A 17,465-nucleotide genomic window follows, 5' to 3' on the forward strand; every position below is an offset into this window, starting at 1 on the left:
TCCTGCCCCACCTCTGGTACACGAATGACACCCGCCCCCACCCGCGACCTGCAGTCCATGCAGCGGCAGGCAGCTGACTGCCTTGCCAACTACGCTGAGGCGAACCGGCTTGATCACGCAGGATTGGATGCACTCATCGCCCATCTGCGCGCATATCCGGATGCGGGCGAAGCCATGGCATTGCCAAGCTGGGATCAGGCAGGCTCAGAGCTCCAGATCGCGGGTCGAGGTGATCCATTGCCGCCATCTCTGTTGGGGCAGATCGCCACGGACAAGCACGAGGAGTTGAACGACCTGATCTGTTCGTGCGTTGAAGTGGGAATCGCAGATCTGTACGGCGCTACGACGGGTGTTCCTGACCAGATGTTGGCCAGAGCACTGGCCATCCTGCAGCGCAACGCTCCGCAGAAGACCTGACTGCTTCAACTCCGCCTTGCAATCACGGTCAGATCACCCGTAGAGACTATGATCCCATCCCCTCAACGCCTCAGATCTTCTTCTCCAACCGCCGCATCACCGCCAGCACCAGCACGCACAGCACGCTGACCCCGATCGCGATCACGTACTTGCTGATCCCCACCGCGATGCCGATGGCCGCTGCCATGATCAGCGAACTGGCCGTGGTCAGGCCGCTGACCTGGTCCTCGCGTGAGCCGCGCAGGATGGTGCCGGCGGCCACGAAGCCGACGCAGGCCACCACCGCTTCAATCAGGCGTACCGGATCGACCTGCAACAGGTCGCGGTAACGCTCCTGCTGGAAATGTTCGGCCACCGAGTCGCCGAGACCGACGATCAACGCGGCGGCCCCGGCGATCAACATGTGCGTTCGCAGGCCGGCGGCGTGCTTGCCCATTTCCCGCTCGACACCGAGCACACCGCCGAACAGCATCGCTGCGGCTACGCGCAGCAGGATCGAGACATCCTGGGTAAGTTCCATGGGCAGGCTCCGGGAATTTCCCTGAGCGTCGCGTGGAATGCGTGGCACAGAGGTGAAGGCCACCCCACAGTGCGTTCACCCGGTAGCGCCGGGCGATGCCCGGCGACGCCGTAACCCGCGTTCAGCGCATCACTGCGCGAGGTAGCCACCGTCGATGGCGTAGTACGTGCCGGTCGCGAACGAGGCATCGTCGCTGGCCAGCCAGGCTACCAACGCGGCCACTTCCTCCGGCGTACCCAGCCGCTTCAACGCGTGCCGCCCTTCCAGCGTGGCGCGCACCTTCGGGTCCATCCTCTCCAGCAGTGGCGTGCTGATGAAGCCCGGCCCCACAGCGTTGACACGGATGCCGTCAGCCGCATGTTCCCACGCTGCGGTCTGGCTCAGCCCGACCACGCCGTGCTTGGCCGCCACATACGCGGTGGAGCCGGCATAGCCCACCTGGCCCAGGATCGAGGCCATGTTGATGATGCTGCCGCCCGTGCCGGCCGCGCGCATGGCCTGGATCTGCGCACGCTGGCACAGGAACACGCTGGTGAGGTTGACATCGATCACGCGCTGCCAGCCATCGATAGGATAGTCACCGCTGGCGGCGGCCGGCCCGCTGATGCCGGCGTTGTTGACCGCCACGTGCAGGCCGTCGAGTTCCTTGATCGTGCGCTGCACCGCTGCCTGCACCGCCGCGTCGTCGGTGACGTCCAGCGCGATGCCGATGGCCTGTGCGCCGGTGCTGCGCAACTGCGCCACGGTGGCATCCACTGCATCCTGCTTGAGGTCCCAGACCGAAATACGGGCACCGGATGCGGCCAGCGTCTGGGCCACGGCCAGGCCGATGCCCGATACGCCTCCGGTCACGATCGCGGTCTTGCCGGTCAACTGGTAATCAATCATCTCCATTCTCCATCGGTGGGGTTATCGAAGTGGCCTGCAACAGCCAACCGACCCACCCTACGCGCGCGCCCGTGATGGCCGGACTGACATCGCATCTTCAGATCGTTCCAGCCATGAAACCTCAACTGCAGTTTATGTATGGAATTACGTACGGACATGCGTGCAAAACGCCGGCGTATGTTCGTCGACATTTTCACTTTGGCCGTAATCGCCAATCGCTTTGACCTTATTGAAGTCAAAAGCACGCGAATCGCGGCGACAATGGGAAACGCTTCCAGATTCTTCGACACCTTCAATTCAACCTGTGTTTGCGCAGAGCGATGTCCCGATATTTCACTTTTGCTGATTACCGCCAGTTCGGCGAACGCCATGGCTACGACTACCGGATCGAAGGGAGTGAACTGCGCGACGACCAATGGGCAGGGCGTGGCGACGTCCACGAACAGTCACTGCGCGGTGGCCTGGGCCTGATAGCCTCGGACGTGCACAACCGCTTTACCTATACGGCAACCGCTGTGCACGATGCCGGCCTGACCATCCGCCTGATGCTGCAGGGCGAAGTGGATGTCCAGTTTCCTCGTCGCAAGGGCTTCACCCTGCGCGCCGGCACAGGCATGACCACCAGTCACCATGAACCTGTTTCCATGGCCGGTCTGCATCCTGGTGGCAGCCACCTGCGCGGAGTCAGCTTGAGCGTACCGGCCGATCTGGACGTGGACATGCTGCGCCTGCCGGCACTGCAACGGATCCTTCAGTCCCCTCTGCAGTGCCGCCACTGGGCCATTCCGCACGCGATGCTGCCGACGCTCGCCCAACTGTTCGACAGCCCCTGGCAGGACGACATCGATGCGCTGTGGCGCGAAGGCGTGGCCCTGCAGGTGTTGGCCGTCGGCCTGCAGGCCCAGGATATGCAGACCGAGCATGTACGCACGCTGCGCGCCGGCCAGCGCGAGCGGCTGGAGCGCGTGCGCAGCTACCTGCATGACGACCCCAGCCATGCCCACAGCCTGATCGAACTGGCCCAGCTGGCCTGTATGAGTCCGAGCTCCTTGCGTCGCCATTTTGCCCAGCAATACGGAAGCTCGGTGTTCGACTACCTGCATGAGCAGCGCATGCGCCATGCCGAACAGGGCCTGCGCGAAAACGGATGGACCGTCGAGCAGGCTGCCGCCGCCAGCGGCTACCGCCACCCCAGCAACTTCGCCGCCGCGTTCCGCAAGCGCTTCGGCCTGGTCCCCAGCCGCTGGCGCACGGGCCCGTCGAAGGTGGGCTGAAGGCCCGGGCCCTGGTAGGTGTCGACCTTGGTCGACAGGCTCCTGCGCCATTGCGGATGCCGGCCAGCGGCCGGCACTACCACACCCGCCTGGATCCACCTGCCATGGCTCAGCCCTGGTAGGTGTCGACCTTGGTCGACAGGCTCCTGCGCCATCGCGGATGCCGGCCAGCGGCCGGCACTACCACGTGCTGCCGGGCTATGCCCGGCGTCATCCTCTCCGCCTCAATACACCGGCAGATCGATGTAGCTGGCCTGCGCAGCGCTGTGCCACACGCGCTGCGTGGCCTTCTGGTAATCGCCTGGCTTGGCCAGGTAGATGTTCGGCACGTAGGTCTGCGGATTGCGGTCGTACAGCGGGAACAGGCTGGACTGCACCTGCACCATCACCCGGTGGCCCTTCTGGAACGTATGGTTGGCGTTGGGCAGATCGAAGCGATACGGCAGCACCTGGTTGGCGGCCAGCGGCTTCGGATCGCTGAAGCTCTCGCGGTAGCGGCCACGGAAGATCGCCAGCGACACCGGCAGCTCGTAGCCACCCATCTCCGGCGTGGACGCTTCCTGGTCCGGATACACGTCGATCAGCTTCACCACCCAGTCGCTGTCGGTGCCACTGGTCGAGGCCTGCAGGTGAACCACCGGCGTGCCGCCGATGCGCAGCGGCGCGGTCAGCGGTTCGGTGATGAAGGTCAGCACGTCCGGGCGCCCATCGACGAAGCGCTGGTCCTTGACCAGCCAGGTGGTCCACATGTCGCGGTCGCCGAAGCGGACCGGGCGCGGCACGAAGGGCACCGGCTTGGCCGGGTCGGACACGTATTCCTCGAAATCACCCTCGCCCGCTGCCGGTGCCTGGAACGCCAGCTTGCCGCCGGCGCGCAGGTACAGCGGCTTGCTGCTGGCGGCACAACCCTTGTCGCAGCTGCGCGGCCAACCCTTCAAGCGGTCCCAGTGGTTTTCGCCGGTGTTGTAGATCAGCACCGGTGGCGTATCGGCCTTCGGCGCGCCATCCACCAGGTACTGGTCGAAGAAGGGCTTGAGCACGTCGCGGCGGAACTGCAGCGCGGTATCGCCGTCGAACTTCAGCGCACCCAGTTCGCTGCCGCTGTAGTTCACCTGGCTGTGTCGCCACGGGCCCATCACCAGGTAATTGCGGTTGTTGCCGCTATCGCGTCCTTCCATCGCCTGGTAGGCGTGGTTGGCACCCCACATGTCCTCCTGGTCCCACAGGCCCTGCAGCCACATGGTCGGCACCTTCAGCGGTGTCTTTGCCATCACCGCGTCCAGCGCCTGGCCCTGCCAGAAGCCGTCATAGGCCGGATGCTCGACCAGCTTCTTCCACCAGGTCAACTGGTCCACGCCGGTGAAACGCGCGTAGTCGCCTGCCGAGCCGATACGCAGGAAGGTGCTGTAGTCGTCGTAGCCGAGGCTGGGCAGCGGCGTACCCTTGCCGCGCTTCTCGGTCTGCATGGCGAAATAGTTGAAGTTGACCTGGCGGAACGCACCGTAGTTGAGCCAGTCGTCACCCATCCAGCCATCGACCATCGGGCTCTGCGGTGCGGCCACCTTCAGTGCCGGGTGCGGGTCGGTCAGCGCCATCACCACGGTGAAACCCTCGTACGACGAACCGAGCATGCCGACCTTGCCATTGCTCTCCGGCACGTTCTTCACCAGCCAGTCGATGGTGTCCCAGGCGTCGGTGGAATGGTCGACTTTGGTGTTGTTCAATGGCCCGCGCAGCGGCCGGGTCATCACGTAATCGCCCTCGGAGCCATACTTGCCGCGGATATCCTGGAACACGCGGATGTAGCCGCCGTCGACAAACACCTCGTCACCCTGCGGCAACAGGTCGCGCATGCGCGGCGAATCACTGCGGCTGGCGCGACCGGCAGCATCATAGGGGGTCCGGGTCAGCAGAATCGGCGCATTGCGGGCGCCCTTGGGCACCACGATCACCGTGTACAGCTTGGTGCCATCACGCATCGGCACCATCACCACGCGCTTGTCGTAGTCGCGACCGACATCCGGGGCAACGAACGGCTTGCCGCTGATATCCGGGGTCATCGGCGGGGTATCGGCGGCCAGCACGGTGCTGGACAGGCAAAGGGCAATGGCTACAGCGACGGCACGCACACGCATGGACAACCCCTCCCGGCAGGAAAGCCTCAAGCCTACTCCTGCCTGGCGCCGTGAAGTGTGTGCAGACTTTGCATTCTTCGGTGGATGCAGGCAGGACTGATGGCACATGTGCCTGCGGTGCCGCTGCGCTCGCCGGCGAACGGTTGTGCCGGCCGCTGGCCGGCAACCGCGTAACGCGCCCCAGGATCATGAAGTTGCCGGCCAGCGGCCGGCACTACCCGGTCAGGCCACCACCACCTCATGCAGCGCCAGCCAGCGCCAGCGACCCTCTTCCTGCCTCAGCACCGCCAGCGATTCGCGCCACGCGGGCTGGCCGTCATCGATCGAATGCCCTTCGCGATAGCGCAGCACCGCCAGCGGCATCGGCGCATCCACCGCCTGCACGGCGTCGATGGAAATCCGCAGCCCGGGGCGCGCCCCGTGACCACCGGCGAACAACGCCTGCACGGACTGCCGATCCAATCGGCGTCCAGCGATGCCGACCATGCTGAAGTCCCTGCAGAAATGCGTCATCAGATCATCCAGCGCATCCGCATCAACCTCGGCCCGGAACCAGGCCTGCAGCTTGTCATGCAGGCAGTGGATTTCATGTTCTGCGGTGGTGTCCATCAGGTGTTCTCCGGTTGCTGAAAGGTGATCCTCTGCGACCTGCGCAGCAATGCCATCGGCAGCAGGGTCAGCAGGGCGGCCAGCCCCAATGCCACGCGGGTGGCGTTGGCCGGCAGCCATTGCATGGCCAATGCCAGCAGCAGTGCGATAGCGGCGGTGCCGAGGCAGAAGCTGAGCTGGCGGTTGAGGTTCCAGAGTGCACTGGCATCGCCCAACGCCTCACCTTCCACACCCTGGAAGGCCAGCGTCTGCGCGGTGCTGCTGCACAGGCTGCCGCCGGCGCCCGTCAGCGCGAACAACAATCCGGCCAGCACGAAGGCCGGCTGTGGCAGCAGCGCCATCAACAACAGGCCACTGGCCTGCAGGAGCATGCCGACGCGCAGTACCGCGGCCGGACCGAAGCGAGCCAGCAGGCGCTTGCTGGCCATGATCGCGATGGCCGCAGCCAGCGCCCAGGGCAGCATCAGCGCGCCGATGCGTGCCGCGCTGTAACCGGCGTGGTGCAATTGCAGGGTACTGACCAGTTGGCTGCCAATGAACACACCGGGTACGGCGAGATACACCAGCATCGCCAGCCGCAGCCCGCGATGGGACAGCAACGACCAGCGCAGCAGTGGCTGCGCCTGCCGACATGCATGCCGCAGGTGCGTCGCCGCCAGCAACAGCGCGGCCAGCAGCAACACGGCACCTGCACCGCGATGTCCCGATTCGCCCAGCCAGGTCAGCGCCAGCAGCAGCGCGCCCAGCGCCAGCATCGCGGTGGACAGCGCATAGGCCTGCAGGCGCGGCGCACTGCGCGCGCCATCGGCCGGCATCCACGCCAGCACCAGTCCAATCGCCACCACGGCCAGCGGCAGGCTGGCCCAGAGCACACCGCGCCAGGACAACCACTGCACCAGCAGCCCACCGAGCGCGGGCGCCAGTGCTGGTACCAGCAGCGCAACCAGCAGGATGCGCCGGGTCAGCGCACCACGCTGCCCGGTCGTGCACTGTCGGTAGGCCGCCGCCTGTGCCACCGGAATCAGCAGGCCACCGGCCAGGCCCTGCAGCAGGCGCCAGCTCAGCAGCCAGCCAATACCCGGTGCTGCGCCGGCCAGCGCAGCGGCAACCGCGAACAGCAGCAACGCCACCAGCAGCAGGCGACGCTCACCCCAGCGCGCGGCCAGCCACGGCGCCAGCGGAATCACCACGCTCAGACCCAGCATGTAGGCGGTGCCCACCCAGGCCAGGGTGCTGATGTCGGCGTGCAGCTCCGCTGCCAATGCCGGATAGGCCACCGTGGCGACGAACATGTTGACCAGATCCAGAGCGAATACCAGCAGGAAGATCGCCTCATGGCGCAGGCGGGGGGACGGCATCGGCGGCGCTCCAGCAGGGAAGCGGCCAGCATGCCGTGCGGGCCTTGTTGGAAAAACACGACAGCAACTGCAACACTGTCAAATCCACTTTGACAATGAATTGCCATGGTCAGCCTCGATCGCTTCGATATCTTCCGCGCCGTGGTCGAGGCCGGCAGCCTGACCGCTGCGGCCGATCGCCTCGGCCTCAGCCGCGCGGTGGTCAGCTTCAACCTGAAGCGGCTGGAGCAGGAGCTGGGCGTGACCCTGCTGCTGCGCAGCACCCGCCACCTGGCCCTGACCGAGGCCGGGGAACAGTTCCTGCAACACTGCGTGCAGGCACTGGATGCCGCACAGGCAGCGATCGATGCCGCGCGCCGCGACCAGCATCAGCTGCAGGGCGTGCTGCGCCTGACCACCACGCCGGAGTACGCCCAGCTACGCTTGATTCCTGCGTTGGAGGCCTTCCGTGCGCGGCACCCGGCCCTGCAGCTGCACCTGTCGACCTCACCGGCACCGGCCGACCTGATTCCCGAACGCTTCGACCTGGCGATCCGCCTCGGCCGCCTGCCGGATTCAGGGCTGCATGCCAGCGAGCTGGAACGCCATCCACTGTGCGCGGTGGCGGCTCCGTCCCTGCTGGCACGCCTGCCCTCTGCCGATGCGGCCGATGACCCCGTGCAGCTGGGCACCCTGCCCCGCCTGGGCTACCCACGCCTGGCCGACGTGCCGGTGGTTGCCCCCGATGGCAGCGACGCGCTTTTCGCCACTAATCCGGGCAATGCCGTGGTGCGCGTAGATGGTGCCAGCAGCCTGCGCGCTTTCGCCGTGGCCGGCGCCGGGGTCACCGTGCTTCCACGTTGGCTGATCGAGGACGACCTGGCCCAGGACCGGCTGCGGCCAGTACTGCGCCAACACCGTTTCCCGCAGCAGAGCGTGTACGCGGTCTATCCGCACAGTTCGCAGCCTTCACCGAAGGTGCGGCAGCTGATCGATTTCCTGCGCGGGTGGTTTGGCACCGCACCTTTGTAGAGCCGAGTTCATCAGCCGAGCGTGGGCTCGGCTCTACAGGAACGCCACGAACGGACACGGCCCTGTGCGGGCCGTGTCGTCAGGCATCAGCGCAGCACCTGCTCCACCAGCTGCACGTCCACGCTCTGCAGCGGCTCGGCCGCATTGCGCGACAGCTGCACCTGGTAGGTGCCGCCGTGGATCTTCCACTGGCGCGCCTGCGCATCGTAGTGGGCCAGCGTCTTCGGCTCGGCTTCGATGCGGATGCGGCGCTGTTCGCCCGGCTGCAGGTTCACCTTGTCGTAGCCGATCAGGCGGATCGGCGTGGTGCTGCCGGCCGGCAGCTTCAGGTACAGCTGGGCCACATCGGCGCCGGCCCGCTTGCCGGTATTGCGGATGTCGACGCTGGCGACCAGGCGCGAGCCTTCCACGCTCACCTTCAGGTTCTCATAGGCGAACGAGGTGTAGGACAGGCCATGGCCGAAGGCGAAGGTCGGGGTCAGGCCCCTGGCCGCCATCCACTTGTAGCCGACGTTGGCACCTTCGATATCGAAATCGAACACATCTCCGAACGGCTTGGCCGGCTTGAAGCCGAGACCGTCGATATGCGGGCGCGGCAGCTGCGATTCGTCCGTCACCCAGGTCACCGGCAGGCGGCCGGACGGATTGACCTGACCGGTCAGCAGCGCGGCGATGCCTTCGCCGCCGCGGATGCCCGGGTACCAGGCCTGCAGCATCGCTGGCACCTGCGCCAGCCAAGGGGTGCGCACCGGGCCATTGGTTTCCAGCACCAGCACGGTCTTCGGGTTGGCCTTGGCCACCGCCGAGATCAGTGCGTCCTGATTGTCCGGCAGCTGCATGTCCGGCAGGTCCACCGATTCGGCGGCCCACTGAGTGGCGAACACGATGGCCACGTCGGCCTGTGCGGCGGCCCTGGCCGCTGCGGCGGCGTTGGTGCCGTCCACGTACTCGATGGTCGCGTCCGGACGCGCCGCACGCAGCGATTCCAGCGGCGAGGACGGGTGGAAGATCACCGGGCCCGGCCAGGTGGTCGGCAGCACGCCCGGCACCGCGTTGGTGCCCTTGGCGGTCACGCCCACCATCGACGAACCACCGCCACCGATCACGCCCTTGTCGGCGTGGCCACCGATGATGACGATGCGCTTCACGCTGTCGGCCAGCGGCAACAGGTTGCCTTCATTGCGCAGCAGCACGCTGCCCTCTTCCACCGTGCGCTGGGCCACGGCGAAGCCGGCCTCGGCATCCACCTTCTGGTGCTGCGGCGGGTTGTCGAAGTTGCCGTGCAGGAACATCGTGCGCAGGATGCGCGTGACCATGTCATTCAGGCGCGCCTGCGGCACCACGCCGCCATGCACGGCCAGGCGCAGCGGTTCGTCGAAGAACACCGCCGCATCGAACACTTCACCGGCCGACTGCTGGTCCAGGCCGGCCAGCGCCGCCTTCGAGCCGCTGTGCACGCCGCCCCAGTCGGACATCACGAAACCGGGGAATTTCCATTCCTGCTTCAGCACCTGGTTCATCAGGTAGCCGTTCTCGCAACCGTAGGTGCCGTTGATCTTGTTGTACGAGCACATCGCTACACCCGGGCGGCCGGCTTCGAGCGCGATCTCGAAGGCCAGCAGGTCCGACTCGTGCATGGCCTGTTCGCCGATGCGCACGTCGTGGAAGTTGCGCCGGGTCTCCATGTCGTTCAGCGCGAAGTGCTTCATCGAGGAGATCACGTGCTGGCTCTGCACGCCCTGGATCAGCGCGCCGACCATCGATCCGGCCAGCAGCGGGTCCTCACCGGCATATTCGAAGTTGCGGCCGTTGCGCGGGTCGCGCTGCAGGTTGACGCTGCCCGACAGCAGGATGTTGAAGCGCTGCTGCCAGGCTTCGCGGCCCATGGTCGCGCCACCGGCGAAGGCGACTTCGCGGTTCCAGCTGGAGGCGGTGGACGGGCCTGAGGGCATTGCCGTGGCGAAGTCGCCCGGGCGGATGCCGCCCGGATTGGTCACGCCCACGCCAGCATCGGCCGACTGCTGCGACGGAATGCCCAGGCGCGGCACGCCCGGCACGAAACCGGCCGAACCGACCGCACCTTCCGGCAGTGGGCCACCGTCCTTGCCCAGCCCGAAGTAGCTGTGCAGCATCTGGAACTTCTCATCCTCGGTCATCGCCTTCAGCAGCAGCGCGGCGCGCGCATCAGCGTTGAGGGCGGTGTCCATCCATGGCTTTTCGCCGTGCTTGTCGGCGGCATAGGCCAGTGTCAGCAGGGTGGCGCGCAGGCTGCTGCCCTCCACCTTGAATGGTGCGCTGCTGGCGGCCTGGAAACCGTCGCTGAAGTAGCTGGCATCGGCTTCCAGCGCCACACGCGCCGGATCGAAGCCTGCGGCCTTGGCCGATTCACCGGCCACCGCGCCGAGCAGCACCGCCGGCGCACCCAGCCGCGAACGGGTGACCAGCGCCGGCAGCTGCGCGGCACCTGCGCCGGCATCGGTATAGACCGCCACAGTGTGGCGGCCATCGTCCAGGCGCAGGTAGTTCAGGCCCGGCTGGTCGGGGCCGGATTCGGCAGCAATCGGCAGCCGGGTCAGCACGGCCTGGCCGCGCTGGGTCTGGCCATCGTCCTTGCCCGCAGCAACGAAGCGGTATTCGTAACCCAGTCCATCGGCCAGCACCTGCAGCGGATCGACCTGGCCAATACCGCGCTGCACCTGGCGCACGCTCACCGCGTCCACCTGCAGGCTCTTCAGCTGGGCGGCCAGGGCCGGCATCGCCTCGGCGGTCGGGGCCTGTTCCAGGGTCAGCACGGTGAACGCGGCAGGGTCGGCCCACGCCGGAGCGGCCAGTGCGGCAGACAGGGCCAGGGACAGTGCAAGCGGCTTTGTAAACGTTTTCATCGACGGGCGTAATTCCGTTGCCAAGGCAATCGGTCCAGGGAAAGTGCCGCCGAAGGGTGCAGCGTTCATGCCGCGCAGGGGTTGCTAGGCAACACCCCGCAGGCCGAAGGACGGGCCGGTCTGCGCGCGGGACCCTCCTCCCGGCGTGACAACCTGCCTGCCCGGGCCGCGCAGGGCGACCCAATCCTGTGAAGATTGTGCGAGGGCGTTCACGCCTGTCAACAGGACCTAAGTCACAGGGGCGATCCCTGCCTGCAGTTATCAGGCCATCACCGGCGGTCATCAGCGGGCCGCGCTGGGCTGCCGATAATGAAGGTCCCAGGCCACGAACCGAGCCCATGACTGTCCATCGCGACTTCGACCATCTCTGGCGTGACCGCTGTGATACCTCCAGCCAGCGTGCGCCGCGCGTGCTGATCCGGGTGTTCGTGGCCCCCGGTGAGCTGGAACGCAGCGTGGCGTTCTACGAGCAGTTGCAGGGCGTGGTGGCCGATGCGGGCTTTCCGTTTCCGGAGGCCGGGCTGCGCCTGGCCATGGTCGGTGCGTTCCTGTTGATCGAGGGCAGCGAGGCGGCGCTGGCGCCGTTCACCTCGACCACGGGGACACTGCTGGTCGATGACGTTCGGCCTTATCACGACAAGCTGGTCGCCGCCGGCGCCGAGATCATTTTCCCATTGCAGGTGGTCCCGACCGGGGCGGCGTTCAATGCAGTGCATCCCGATGGCACGGTGGTCGAGTACGTGCATCACCGGCCTGATCCGCAGGGGCGGTGAGGGGGCGCACGGCCGGGCTGCGCCCGGCACCCGCAGAGGCGACATCAACGTCAAAAACCAGAGCAACAGCAAAAGCTGGGTTCCTGCAGGTAGGCGGGGTGGGTCCGGCTGCGGGGGGCGCTGCAAGTACGTCCATGTAAGCTAGGTCACGCCATCCATGGCGCTCACGCCCCCGCAACCGGCCCCACCCCGCCTTCGACAGTCTCTCGCGACCTGCAGTAGATCCACGCCATGCGTGGATGCTCTTCGTTTCATTGTCGAAATAATCGATTTCGATTGAGATTCATCCACGCATGGCGTGGATCTACAATCCCTCCATGTCCTCCCCCGCCCTGCCCTGGAACGGCACGTTGCTGCTGGATGCGCACGCCGCCGTGCTGCACGGCCATGCCGGTGACAGCGCTTCGCATGCGCACTACGCCCATCAACTGCTGCTGAGCGACGATACGCCCTGGCAGATCGAAGTCGATGGCGTACGGCAGCAGGGCCAACGGCTATGGCTGCCTTCGTTCCAGCCGCACGCGATCCTGTCGGCACCGGAAGCAGGCTGCACGGTGTTCCTCGAACCTGCCCACGCCGATCCCACCCAGATCCAGCAGCATCTGCACGCGCTGCCGGGCAACGCGCTGGAGCTGCGCGATTGGCTGCCACGGCTGAGCCGCCCGCAACCGCTGGACCGCCGCGTGCAGGCGGCGTTGGCCCGTATCGCCCAGCACCTGCCTGGCCCGGTGCCGGCTGCCGACATCGCCGAAGCCGCGCATCTGTCGACCAGCCAGCTGCATCGGCGCTTCCAGTCCGAGCTGGCGGTGACCCTGCGCGGCTGGGTGCTGTGGCAACGGCTGCGCACTGCGCTCACGCATCATCTGCGCGGGCACAACCTGACCGACAGTGCGCATGCCGCTGGATTCGCCGATCTGGCCCATCTCTCGCGCAGCCTGCGCCGCATGTTCGGCATCGGTGCCGCGCAGCTGCAGGGCCTGCAGCTGCACGCGGCCTGACATGTTCGATCATTCGCGCCTGCGCAGGCCTTCCGGCAGCTCCGGCACCTCGCCATGCGGTAGTTCGCGGAACGGCGCCAGCAGCTGCCCCGCGTAATCGCGTGGATAGTCCGGTTGGCTGCCGATGCCGAGATCGCATTGCTGCAGCCGATAACCGGGCGCATCGAAGGCGGTCCCCAGCAGGTGATCCCAGACGGTCAGGAACAGGCCGAAGTTGACGTCGCCGGCGGTGCCGTAACGCATGTGGTGGAAGCGATGCAGCGGCGCCCACGCCATCACCCGGCCCAGCACGCCAGGGCGCATGTCCACGTTGGAGTGCTGCAGCAGCAGCTGGATGGCGATGGCAAACGCCAGCACCGCCGCCACCGGCATCGGCAGGCCCAACAGCAGCAGCGGCAGCACACCGCCCACCGCTTCGGCCGCCTGGTGCAGCGGGTGTTTCATCAGCCCGTTGAAACCGTACATGCGGGTCACGCTGTGATGCACCGCATGCAGCCGCCACAACCAGCCGATGCGATGGCTTGCGTAGTGCACCAGGGTGATGCCGAGATCGGCAGCGATGATCGCCACCAGTACCTGCAGCGCGAACGGCCACTGCAGCGGCCAGACCTGCCACGGAATGATCGCCGCCAGCAGCGGCACCGCCGCGATCGACAACAGGTTCAGGCCCTCGTTGACCAGCGCGTGCAGGGCGTCACGCACACGGTCGCCATGGTCGTGGTTGAACGCAGAGTCATACGGCCAGGCGCGCTCGGCGACGAACGAGACCGCGCTGGCGATCGCCAGCAGGGCCAGCAGCCACAACGGATCGCCATGGCAGTGGCCGACCCAGACGACGGCAGTGGCAACGAACCCCAGCAGGAACAACGGGGCATACAGGCGGAGGATCCAGTGTTTCATGGGCAACCCGGGAAGTGAGGGCCTGCATGCTGGCGCGGGATGCGGGTTACGGGCTTGAACAAACGGCGCAACCCGTGCCGCTGCCAGAGGCCCACCTTGGTGGGCACCGCGTTTCCCACATCCACGCACGGCGCGGCTCTACAATGGCGCCCTCATCGCGCCCGGGGCCGGCATGGATTCCTTCAACCTGATGCGTGCCTTCCGCCGCATCGTCGAACGCGGTGGGCTGGCCCGTGCCGCCGAAGACCTGAGCATGTCGCCGGCCGGGCTCAGCAAACAGCTGCGCACGCTGGAAGCGCATCTGGGCGTGGTACTGCTGCAGCGGACCACGCGGCGCATGAGCCTGACCGAGACCGGCCACGCCTATTACCGCGAATGCTGCCGCCTGCTCGACGAACTGGAGGCGCTGGAACGCGGCATCGCCGAACAGCGCAGCGACGTGGCCGGGCGCCTGCGCGTGAACGCGCCGCAGTCGTTCGCGCTGAGCACGCTGTCGCCGCTGCTGCCACGCTTCCTGCAGCAGCATCCGCAGCTGTCGCTGGACCTGGTGATGGAAGACCGCCTGCTCGACGCGGTCGGTGAGGGTTTCGATGTGTCGTTGCGGCTGCGTGCCGAACTGGATGATTCACGCCTGGTGGCACGCCGGCTGGCGTCGCTGCAGCAGGTGCTGTGCGCTGCCCCGTCCTACCTGCGGCAGCATCCGGCACCGCAGGCGGTGGACGATCTGCAGGCGCACAGCGTACTGGCCTACAGCCTGTCCGACTCACCGGGCAGCTGGCCGTTGCTCGGCCCCGATGGCCAGGTGACGATCACCTTGCCAGCGCGCGTGACCGTCAACAACAGCCTGCTGCTGCGCGACCTGCTGGTGGCCGGCATGGGCATCGGCGCCCTGCCCTCGTTCCTGGCGGCACCCGCACTGGCCCGTGGCGAACTGCAGCAGGTGCTGCCCGACCATCGCTATCCGCCGCGCTTCGTGCATGCGGTCTACCCCACCTCGCGCCACCTGCAGCCCAAGGTGCGTGCCTTCATCGACTTCCTGCACACCGAGCTGCCCGGCTGCGCCGGCCTGGATTCGTAACCGCCAGCGAAAACTGAGCTGCCCGCAGCGTGCTGTTTCGGCCATGCCACGCTGCCTACTCTGCCGCCTCCTCTCTCACCGATGGCAGGCAGATGTCTTCCGTTCCTTTCCCCGCCACCGCAGCGCCGGTGGTCGATTTCTTCCACGACGTGGTCTGCGGCTGGTGCTTCGTGCTGGCCCCGCGCCTGCAGAAGGTCTCCGCCGAACTCGGCATCCAGGTGCGCCACCGCAGCTTCGTGCTGCAGGACTCGCGCGCGCAGATGGTCGAGGTGTTCGGTTCGATGGCGCGCGCCAAGGCGATCATCCTGCGTCACTGGACCGACTGCGCCGCGCATGAAGACACCGCGCGCATCGATATCGAAGGCATGCGCGCACAGGACTTCGAGTATCCCTCCGGCTGGCTCGGCGCACTGGCCTGCCAGGCCGCAGGACTGATCGGTGGCAACGATGCCCATGGCGCGATGTTCGACGCGGTGCAATGGGCGCACCTGCACCAGCACCGCAACATCGGCGATGCCGAAGTGCTGCTGGATATTGCCGAATCGCTGGGCCATCCACGCGGCACCTTCGCTGACCACATGCGCAGCGACACAGTGCGCCAGCGCGTGCAGGCCGATCGCGCCGAAGCTGCCGCGCTCGGCATCCGGTCCATCCCCACCGTGATCGGCGGCAACGGCCTGCGCCTGCAGACCCTGCCGCTGCCACACCTGCGCCAGGCCCTGGCGTCCCTGGTCGCGGCCTGAGCCGCACCCTCCCCACTCTGCAAGGAGATTTCCCCATGACCCCACGTACCCTGTCCACCGCGCTGGCCCTGCTGCTGGCCGCCACTGCGGCTTCCACCACCGTATCCGCGCACGAACGCGTTCCCTCCGGCCAGCAGGTCGGCACCAGCCCCTGGGGGCCGAAGGACGAGATCGGCCGCCTCAACCTGATCACCGACGCCTCGCGTGCGGCGATCCTGTCGCGGGTCAGCGGCGGCAAGGCCTATGACCTGGCCACCGAATACTACGTCGGCATGCCCAGCTGGCAGGATGCCGGCGACCCGCACTACCAGTTCTGGATGACCCACACCCCGCGCGGCACGGTGATGGACGACCCGATGGGCGTGGGCGAGACCATGAACCTCACCCGCAGCTACACCGGCACCGCGTTCTCGATGTACAGCCACACCGGCACCCACATCGATGCGCTGAACCACTTCGGCATCCACGGGAAGATCTGGAACGGCTTCGAGGCCGACAAGCATCTCGGCGATCGTGGCTGGAATGTCACCGGCATCGAGAAGTTCCCGCCGCTGATCGCGCGTGGCGTGCTGATCGACGTGGCCGCCGCCAAGGGCGTGGACATGCTGCCGGACAGCTATCGCGTCACTCGCCAGGACCTGAAGGATGCGCTGGCACGCCAGAAGGTGAAACTGCAGCAGGGCGACGTGGTGCTGATCCGCACCGGCCGCATGCGCCTGTTCCAGCAGCCCAGGGCCTACATGGCCAACCCGCCGGGCATGGGCCTGGATGCGGCGCGCTTCCTGGTGGAGGACAGCGGCGCGATGATCGTCGGCGCCGACAACCTCAGCTTCGAGACCTTCCCCTCGGAGGTGTCCGACGACTACGTGCCGCTGCACACCTACCTGCTGGCCCAGCAGGGTGCGCCGATCATCGAGCTGGTGGCGCTGGACGAACTGGCCCGCGACAAGGTCTACGAATTCGCCTTCATCGGCGGCCCGCTGAAGATCCGCGGTGGCGATGCCGCGCCCCTGCGCCCGGTGGCGTTGCCGGTCCACCCGTAACCGCATCCTGTGGGTGCCGACCTTGGCCGGCACTCCTACCCCCTTCAGCAACCTGAAACCCGGCCCTCGGATTTCATTAGTAATTCTACTTACAACGCGAGTAGCATGTCTGGTCTCAGCCCCTGATACCGGCCCGTCGATACTCGCGCCATGCCCGCCGTTTCCGCCCGTTCCTGCCGTTTCCAGCCCACCCGGCGCCTCCCCGGGAGGATCGGCTGATGGGTGCGGTCGTTGCCCTCGACCGGCTGCTGGACGGGCGCCAGCTGTGGCGCGGTCCGGCCCGCCAGGGCCCAGCCAGCGACCATCTGGCCAGCGGCCACCCGGCGCTGGACGCACGCCTGCCCAGCGGCGGCTGGCCGGCCAGCGGACTGTGCGAGGTGCTGCAGGCGGCGCCGGGCGTTGGCGAACTGGCGCTGGTATGGCCGGCACTGGCCAGGCTGAGCCAGCGCGACCGCCCGATCGTCCTGGTCGCTCCGCCCTACCGTCCGCATGCCCCGGCCTGGGCCGCCGCCGGGCTGGACCTGGGCCAGTTGCAGATCATCCACGCCGCGCCGAAGCAGGCACTGTGGGCCGCCGAACAATGCCTGCGCTCTGCGGCCTGCGCGGCGGTACTGTGCTGGCCGCATCAAGCCGACGACCGCGCCCTGCGCCGCCTGCAGGTGGCCGCCGACAGCGGCCAGTGCCTGGGCTTCGTGTTCCGCGAGGCGCAAGCCGCGCGCAATCCCTCCCCGGCCAGCCTGCGCCTGCAGCTCGACCACGGCCAGGTGCGGGTGCTGAAGTGCCGTGGCGGCCTGCCGCCGGCACAACCGTTGCCGCTGGCCATCGCCCACTGAGGA

16 protein-coding genes are annotated in these 17,465 nt (G+C 67.2%); 9 read left to right on the forward strand and 7 right to left on the reverse strand.

Translation table 11 applies throughout. The annotated features are described in order from the left end of the window. Positions 1 to 24 precede the first annotated feature (24 nt). Positions 25 to 417 carry a hypothetical protein gene (locus KXV01_RS09705; protein WP_049438364.1) on the forward strand — a complete coding sequence of 131 codons (393 nt, stop codon included), beginning with the start codon at positions 25 to 27 and terminating at the stop codon, positions 415 to 417. Positions 418 to 487: 70 nt separating this feature from the next. On the opposite strand, the gene KXV01_RS09710 is transcribed toward KXV01_RS09705, so the two are convergent. Together KXV01_RS09710 and KXV01_RS09715 are read right to left on the reverse strand one after the other, a co-directional pair. Beyond that, positions 488 to 937 (reverse strand): MgtC/SapB family protein, encoded by a 450-nt coding sequence (locus KXV01_RS09710; protein WP_049422814.1) that lies wholly within the window; start codon positions 935 to 937, stop codon positions 488 to 490. Positions 938 to 1,066: 129 nt separating this feature from the next. Further along, complete coding sequence (locus KXV01_RS09715; protein WP_111096582.1) at positions 1,067 to 1,825, reverse strand: SDR family NAD(P)-dependent oxidoreductase; 759 nt, start codon at positions 1,823 to 1,825, stop codon at positions 1,067 to 1,069. A gap of 320 nt (positions 1,826 to 2,145) precedes the next feature. Here KXV01_RS09715 and KXV01_RS09720 point away from each other — a divergent pair, with 320 nt between their 5' ends. Next, on the forward strand, positions 2,146 to 3,099 hold the full coding sequence (locus tag KXV01_RS09720; protein WP_049414561.1) for an AraC family transcriptional regulator: 954 nt from the start codon (positions 2,146 to 2,148) through the stop codon (positions 3,097 to 3,099). 224 nt (positions 3,100 to 3,323) lie between these two features. Here the strand turns inward: KXV01_RS09720 and KXV01_RS09725 are convergent, their stop codons facing one another. The 3 genes from KXV01_RS09725 to KXV01_RS09735 all read right to left on the reverse strand — a co-directional run bounded on the left by KXV01_RS09725 (position 3,324) and on the right by KXV01_RS09735 (position 7,201). Then, positions 3,324 to 5,234: a CocE/NonD family hydrolase gene (locus tag KXV01_RS09725; RefSeq protein ID WP_049414560.1), complete on the reverse strand. Its 1,911-nt coding sequence runs from the start codon at positions 5,232 to 5,234 to the stop codon at positions 3,324 to 3,326. 222 nt (positions 5,235 to 5,456) lie between these two features. Further along, positions 5,457 to 5,843, reverse strand: a complete 387-nt coding sequence (locus KXV01_RS09730) for a DUF4440 domain-containing protein (RefSeq protein ID WP_111096581.1) — start codon at positions 5,841 to 5,843, stop codon at positions 5,457 to 5,459. Then, on the reverse strand, positions 5,843 to 7,201 hold the full coding sequence (locus KXV01_RS09735; RefSeq protein WP_111096580.1) for an MFS transporter: 1,359 nt from the start codon (positions 7,199 to 7,201) through the stop codon (positions 5,843 to 5,845). The genes KXV01_RS09730 and KXV01_RS09735 overlap by 1 nt, the downstream gene beginning before the upstream one ends. A gap of 105 nt (positions 7,202 to 7,306) precedes the next feature. Between KXV01_RS09735 and KXV01_RS09740 the strand changes: the two genes are divergently transcribed. Then, entirely contained in the window at positions 7,307 to 8,212 is a 906-nt protein-coding gene (locus KXV01_RS09740; protein ID WP_049414558.1) for a LysR family transcriptional regulator, read from the forward strand. Positions 8,213 to 8,298: 86 nt separating this feature from the next. Here the strand turns inward: KXV01_RS09740 and KXV01_RS09745 are convergent, their stop codons facing one another. After that, the gene (locus KXV01_RS09745; RefSeq protein ID WP_111096579.1) at positions 8,299 to 11,094 is read right to left on the reverse strand and encodes a glycoside hydrolase family 3 C-terminal domain-containing protein; all 2,796 of its coding nucleotides are present in this window, start codon (positions 11,092 to 11,094) and stop codon (positions 8,299 to 8,301) included. Positions 11,095 to 11,432: 338 nt separating this feature from the next. Between KXV01_RS09745 and KXV01_RS09750 the strand changes: the two genes are divergently transcribed. Continuing rightward, on the forward strand, positions 11,433 to 11,867 hold the full coding sequence (locus tag KXV01_RS09750; protein ID WP_049429041.1) for a glyoxalase/bleomycin resistance/dioxygenase family protein: 435 nt from the start codon (positions 11,433 to 11,435) through the stop codon (positions 11,865 to 11,867). A 293-nt stretch (positions 11,868 to 12,160) separates the two neighbouring features. Beyond that, positions 12,161 to 12,865, forward strand: coding sequence for an AraC family transcriptional regulator (locus KXV01_RS09755; RefSeq protein WP_111096578.1), 705 nt, complete (start codon positions 12,161 to 12,163; stop codon positions 12,863 to 12,865). Positions 12,866 to 12,874: 9 nt separating this feature from the next. Here the strand turns inward: KXV01_RS09755 and KXV01_RS09760 are convergent, their stop codons facing one another. Next, positions 12,875 to 13,765, reverse strand: coding sequence for a sterol desaturase family protein (locus tag KXV01_RS09760; protein ID WP_111096577.1), 891 nt, complete (start codon positions 13,763 to 13,765; stop codon positions 12,875 to 12,877). A 172-nt stretch (positions 13,766 to 13,937) separates the two neighbouring features. Here KXV01_RS09760 and KXV01_RS09765 point away from each other — a divergent pair, with 172 nt between their 5' ends. The 4 genes from KXV01_RS09765 to imuA all read left to right on the forward strand — a co-directional run bounded on the left by KXV01_RS09765 (position 13,938) and on the right by imuA (position 17,462). Beyond that, positions 13,938 to 14,843 (forward strand): LysR family transcriptional regulator, encoded by a 906-nt coding sequence (locus tag KXV01_RS09765; protein WP_099488300.1) that lies wholly within the window; start codon positions 13,938 to 13,940, stop codon positions 14,841 to 14,843. Positions 14,844 to 14,935: 92 nt separating this feature from the next. Next, positions 14,936 to 15,586, forward strand: coding sequence for a DsbA family protein (locus KXV01_RS09770; protein ID WP_263467738.1), 651 nt, complete (start codon positions 14,936 to 14,938; stop codon positions 15,584 to 15,586). Positions 15,587 to 15,621: 35 nt separating this feature from the next. Beyond that, positions 15,622 to 16,629: a cyclase family protein gene (locus tag KXV01_RS09775; protein WP_049414226.1), complete on the forward strand. Its 1,008-nt coding sequence runs from the start codon at positions 15,622 to 15,624 to the stop codon at positions 16,627 to 16,629. Positions 16,630 to 16,847: 218 nt separating this feature from the next. Continuing rightward, complete coding sequence (gene imuA, locus KXV01_RS09780; RefSeq protein ID WP_263467739.1) at positions 16,848 to 17,462, forward strand: translesion DNA synthesis-associated protein ImuA; 615 nt, start codon at positions 16,848 to 16,850, stop codon at positions 17,460 to 17,462. The last annotated feature ends 3 nt before the right edge of the window (positions 17,463 to 17,465 follow it).

Source organism: Stenotrophomonas sp. Ps181 (assembly GCF_025697425.1).
Taxonomy (GTDB): domain Bacteria; phylum Pseudomonadota; class Gammaproteobacteria; order Xanthomonadales; family Xanthomonadaceae; genus Stenotrophomonas; species Stenotrophomonas sepilia.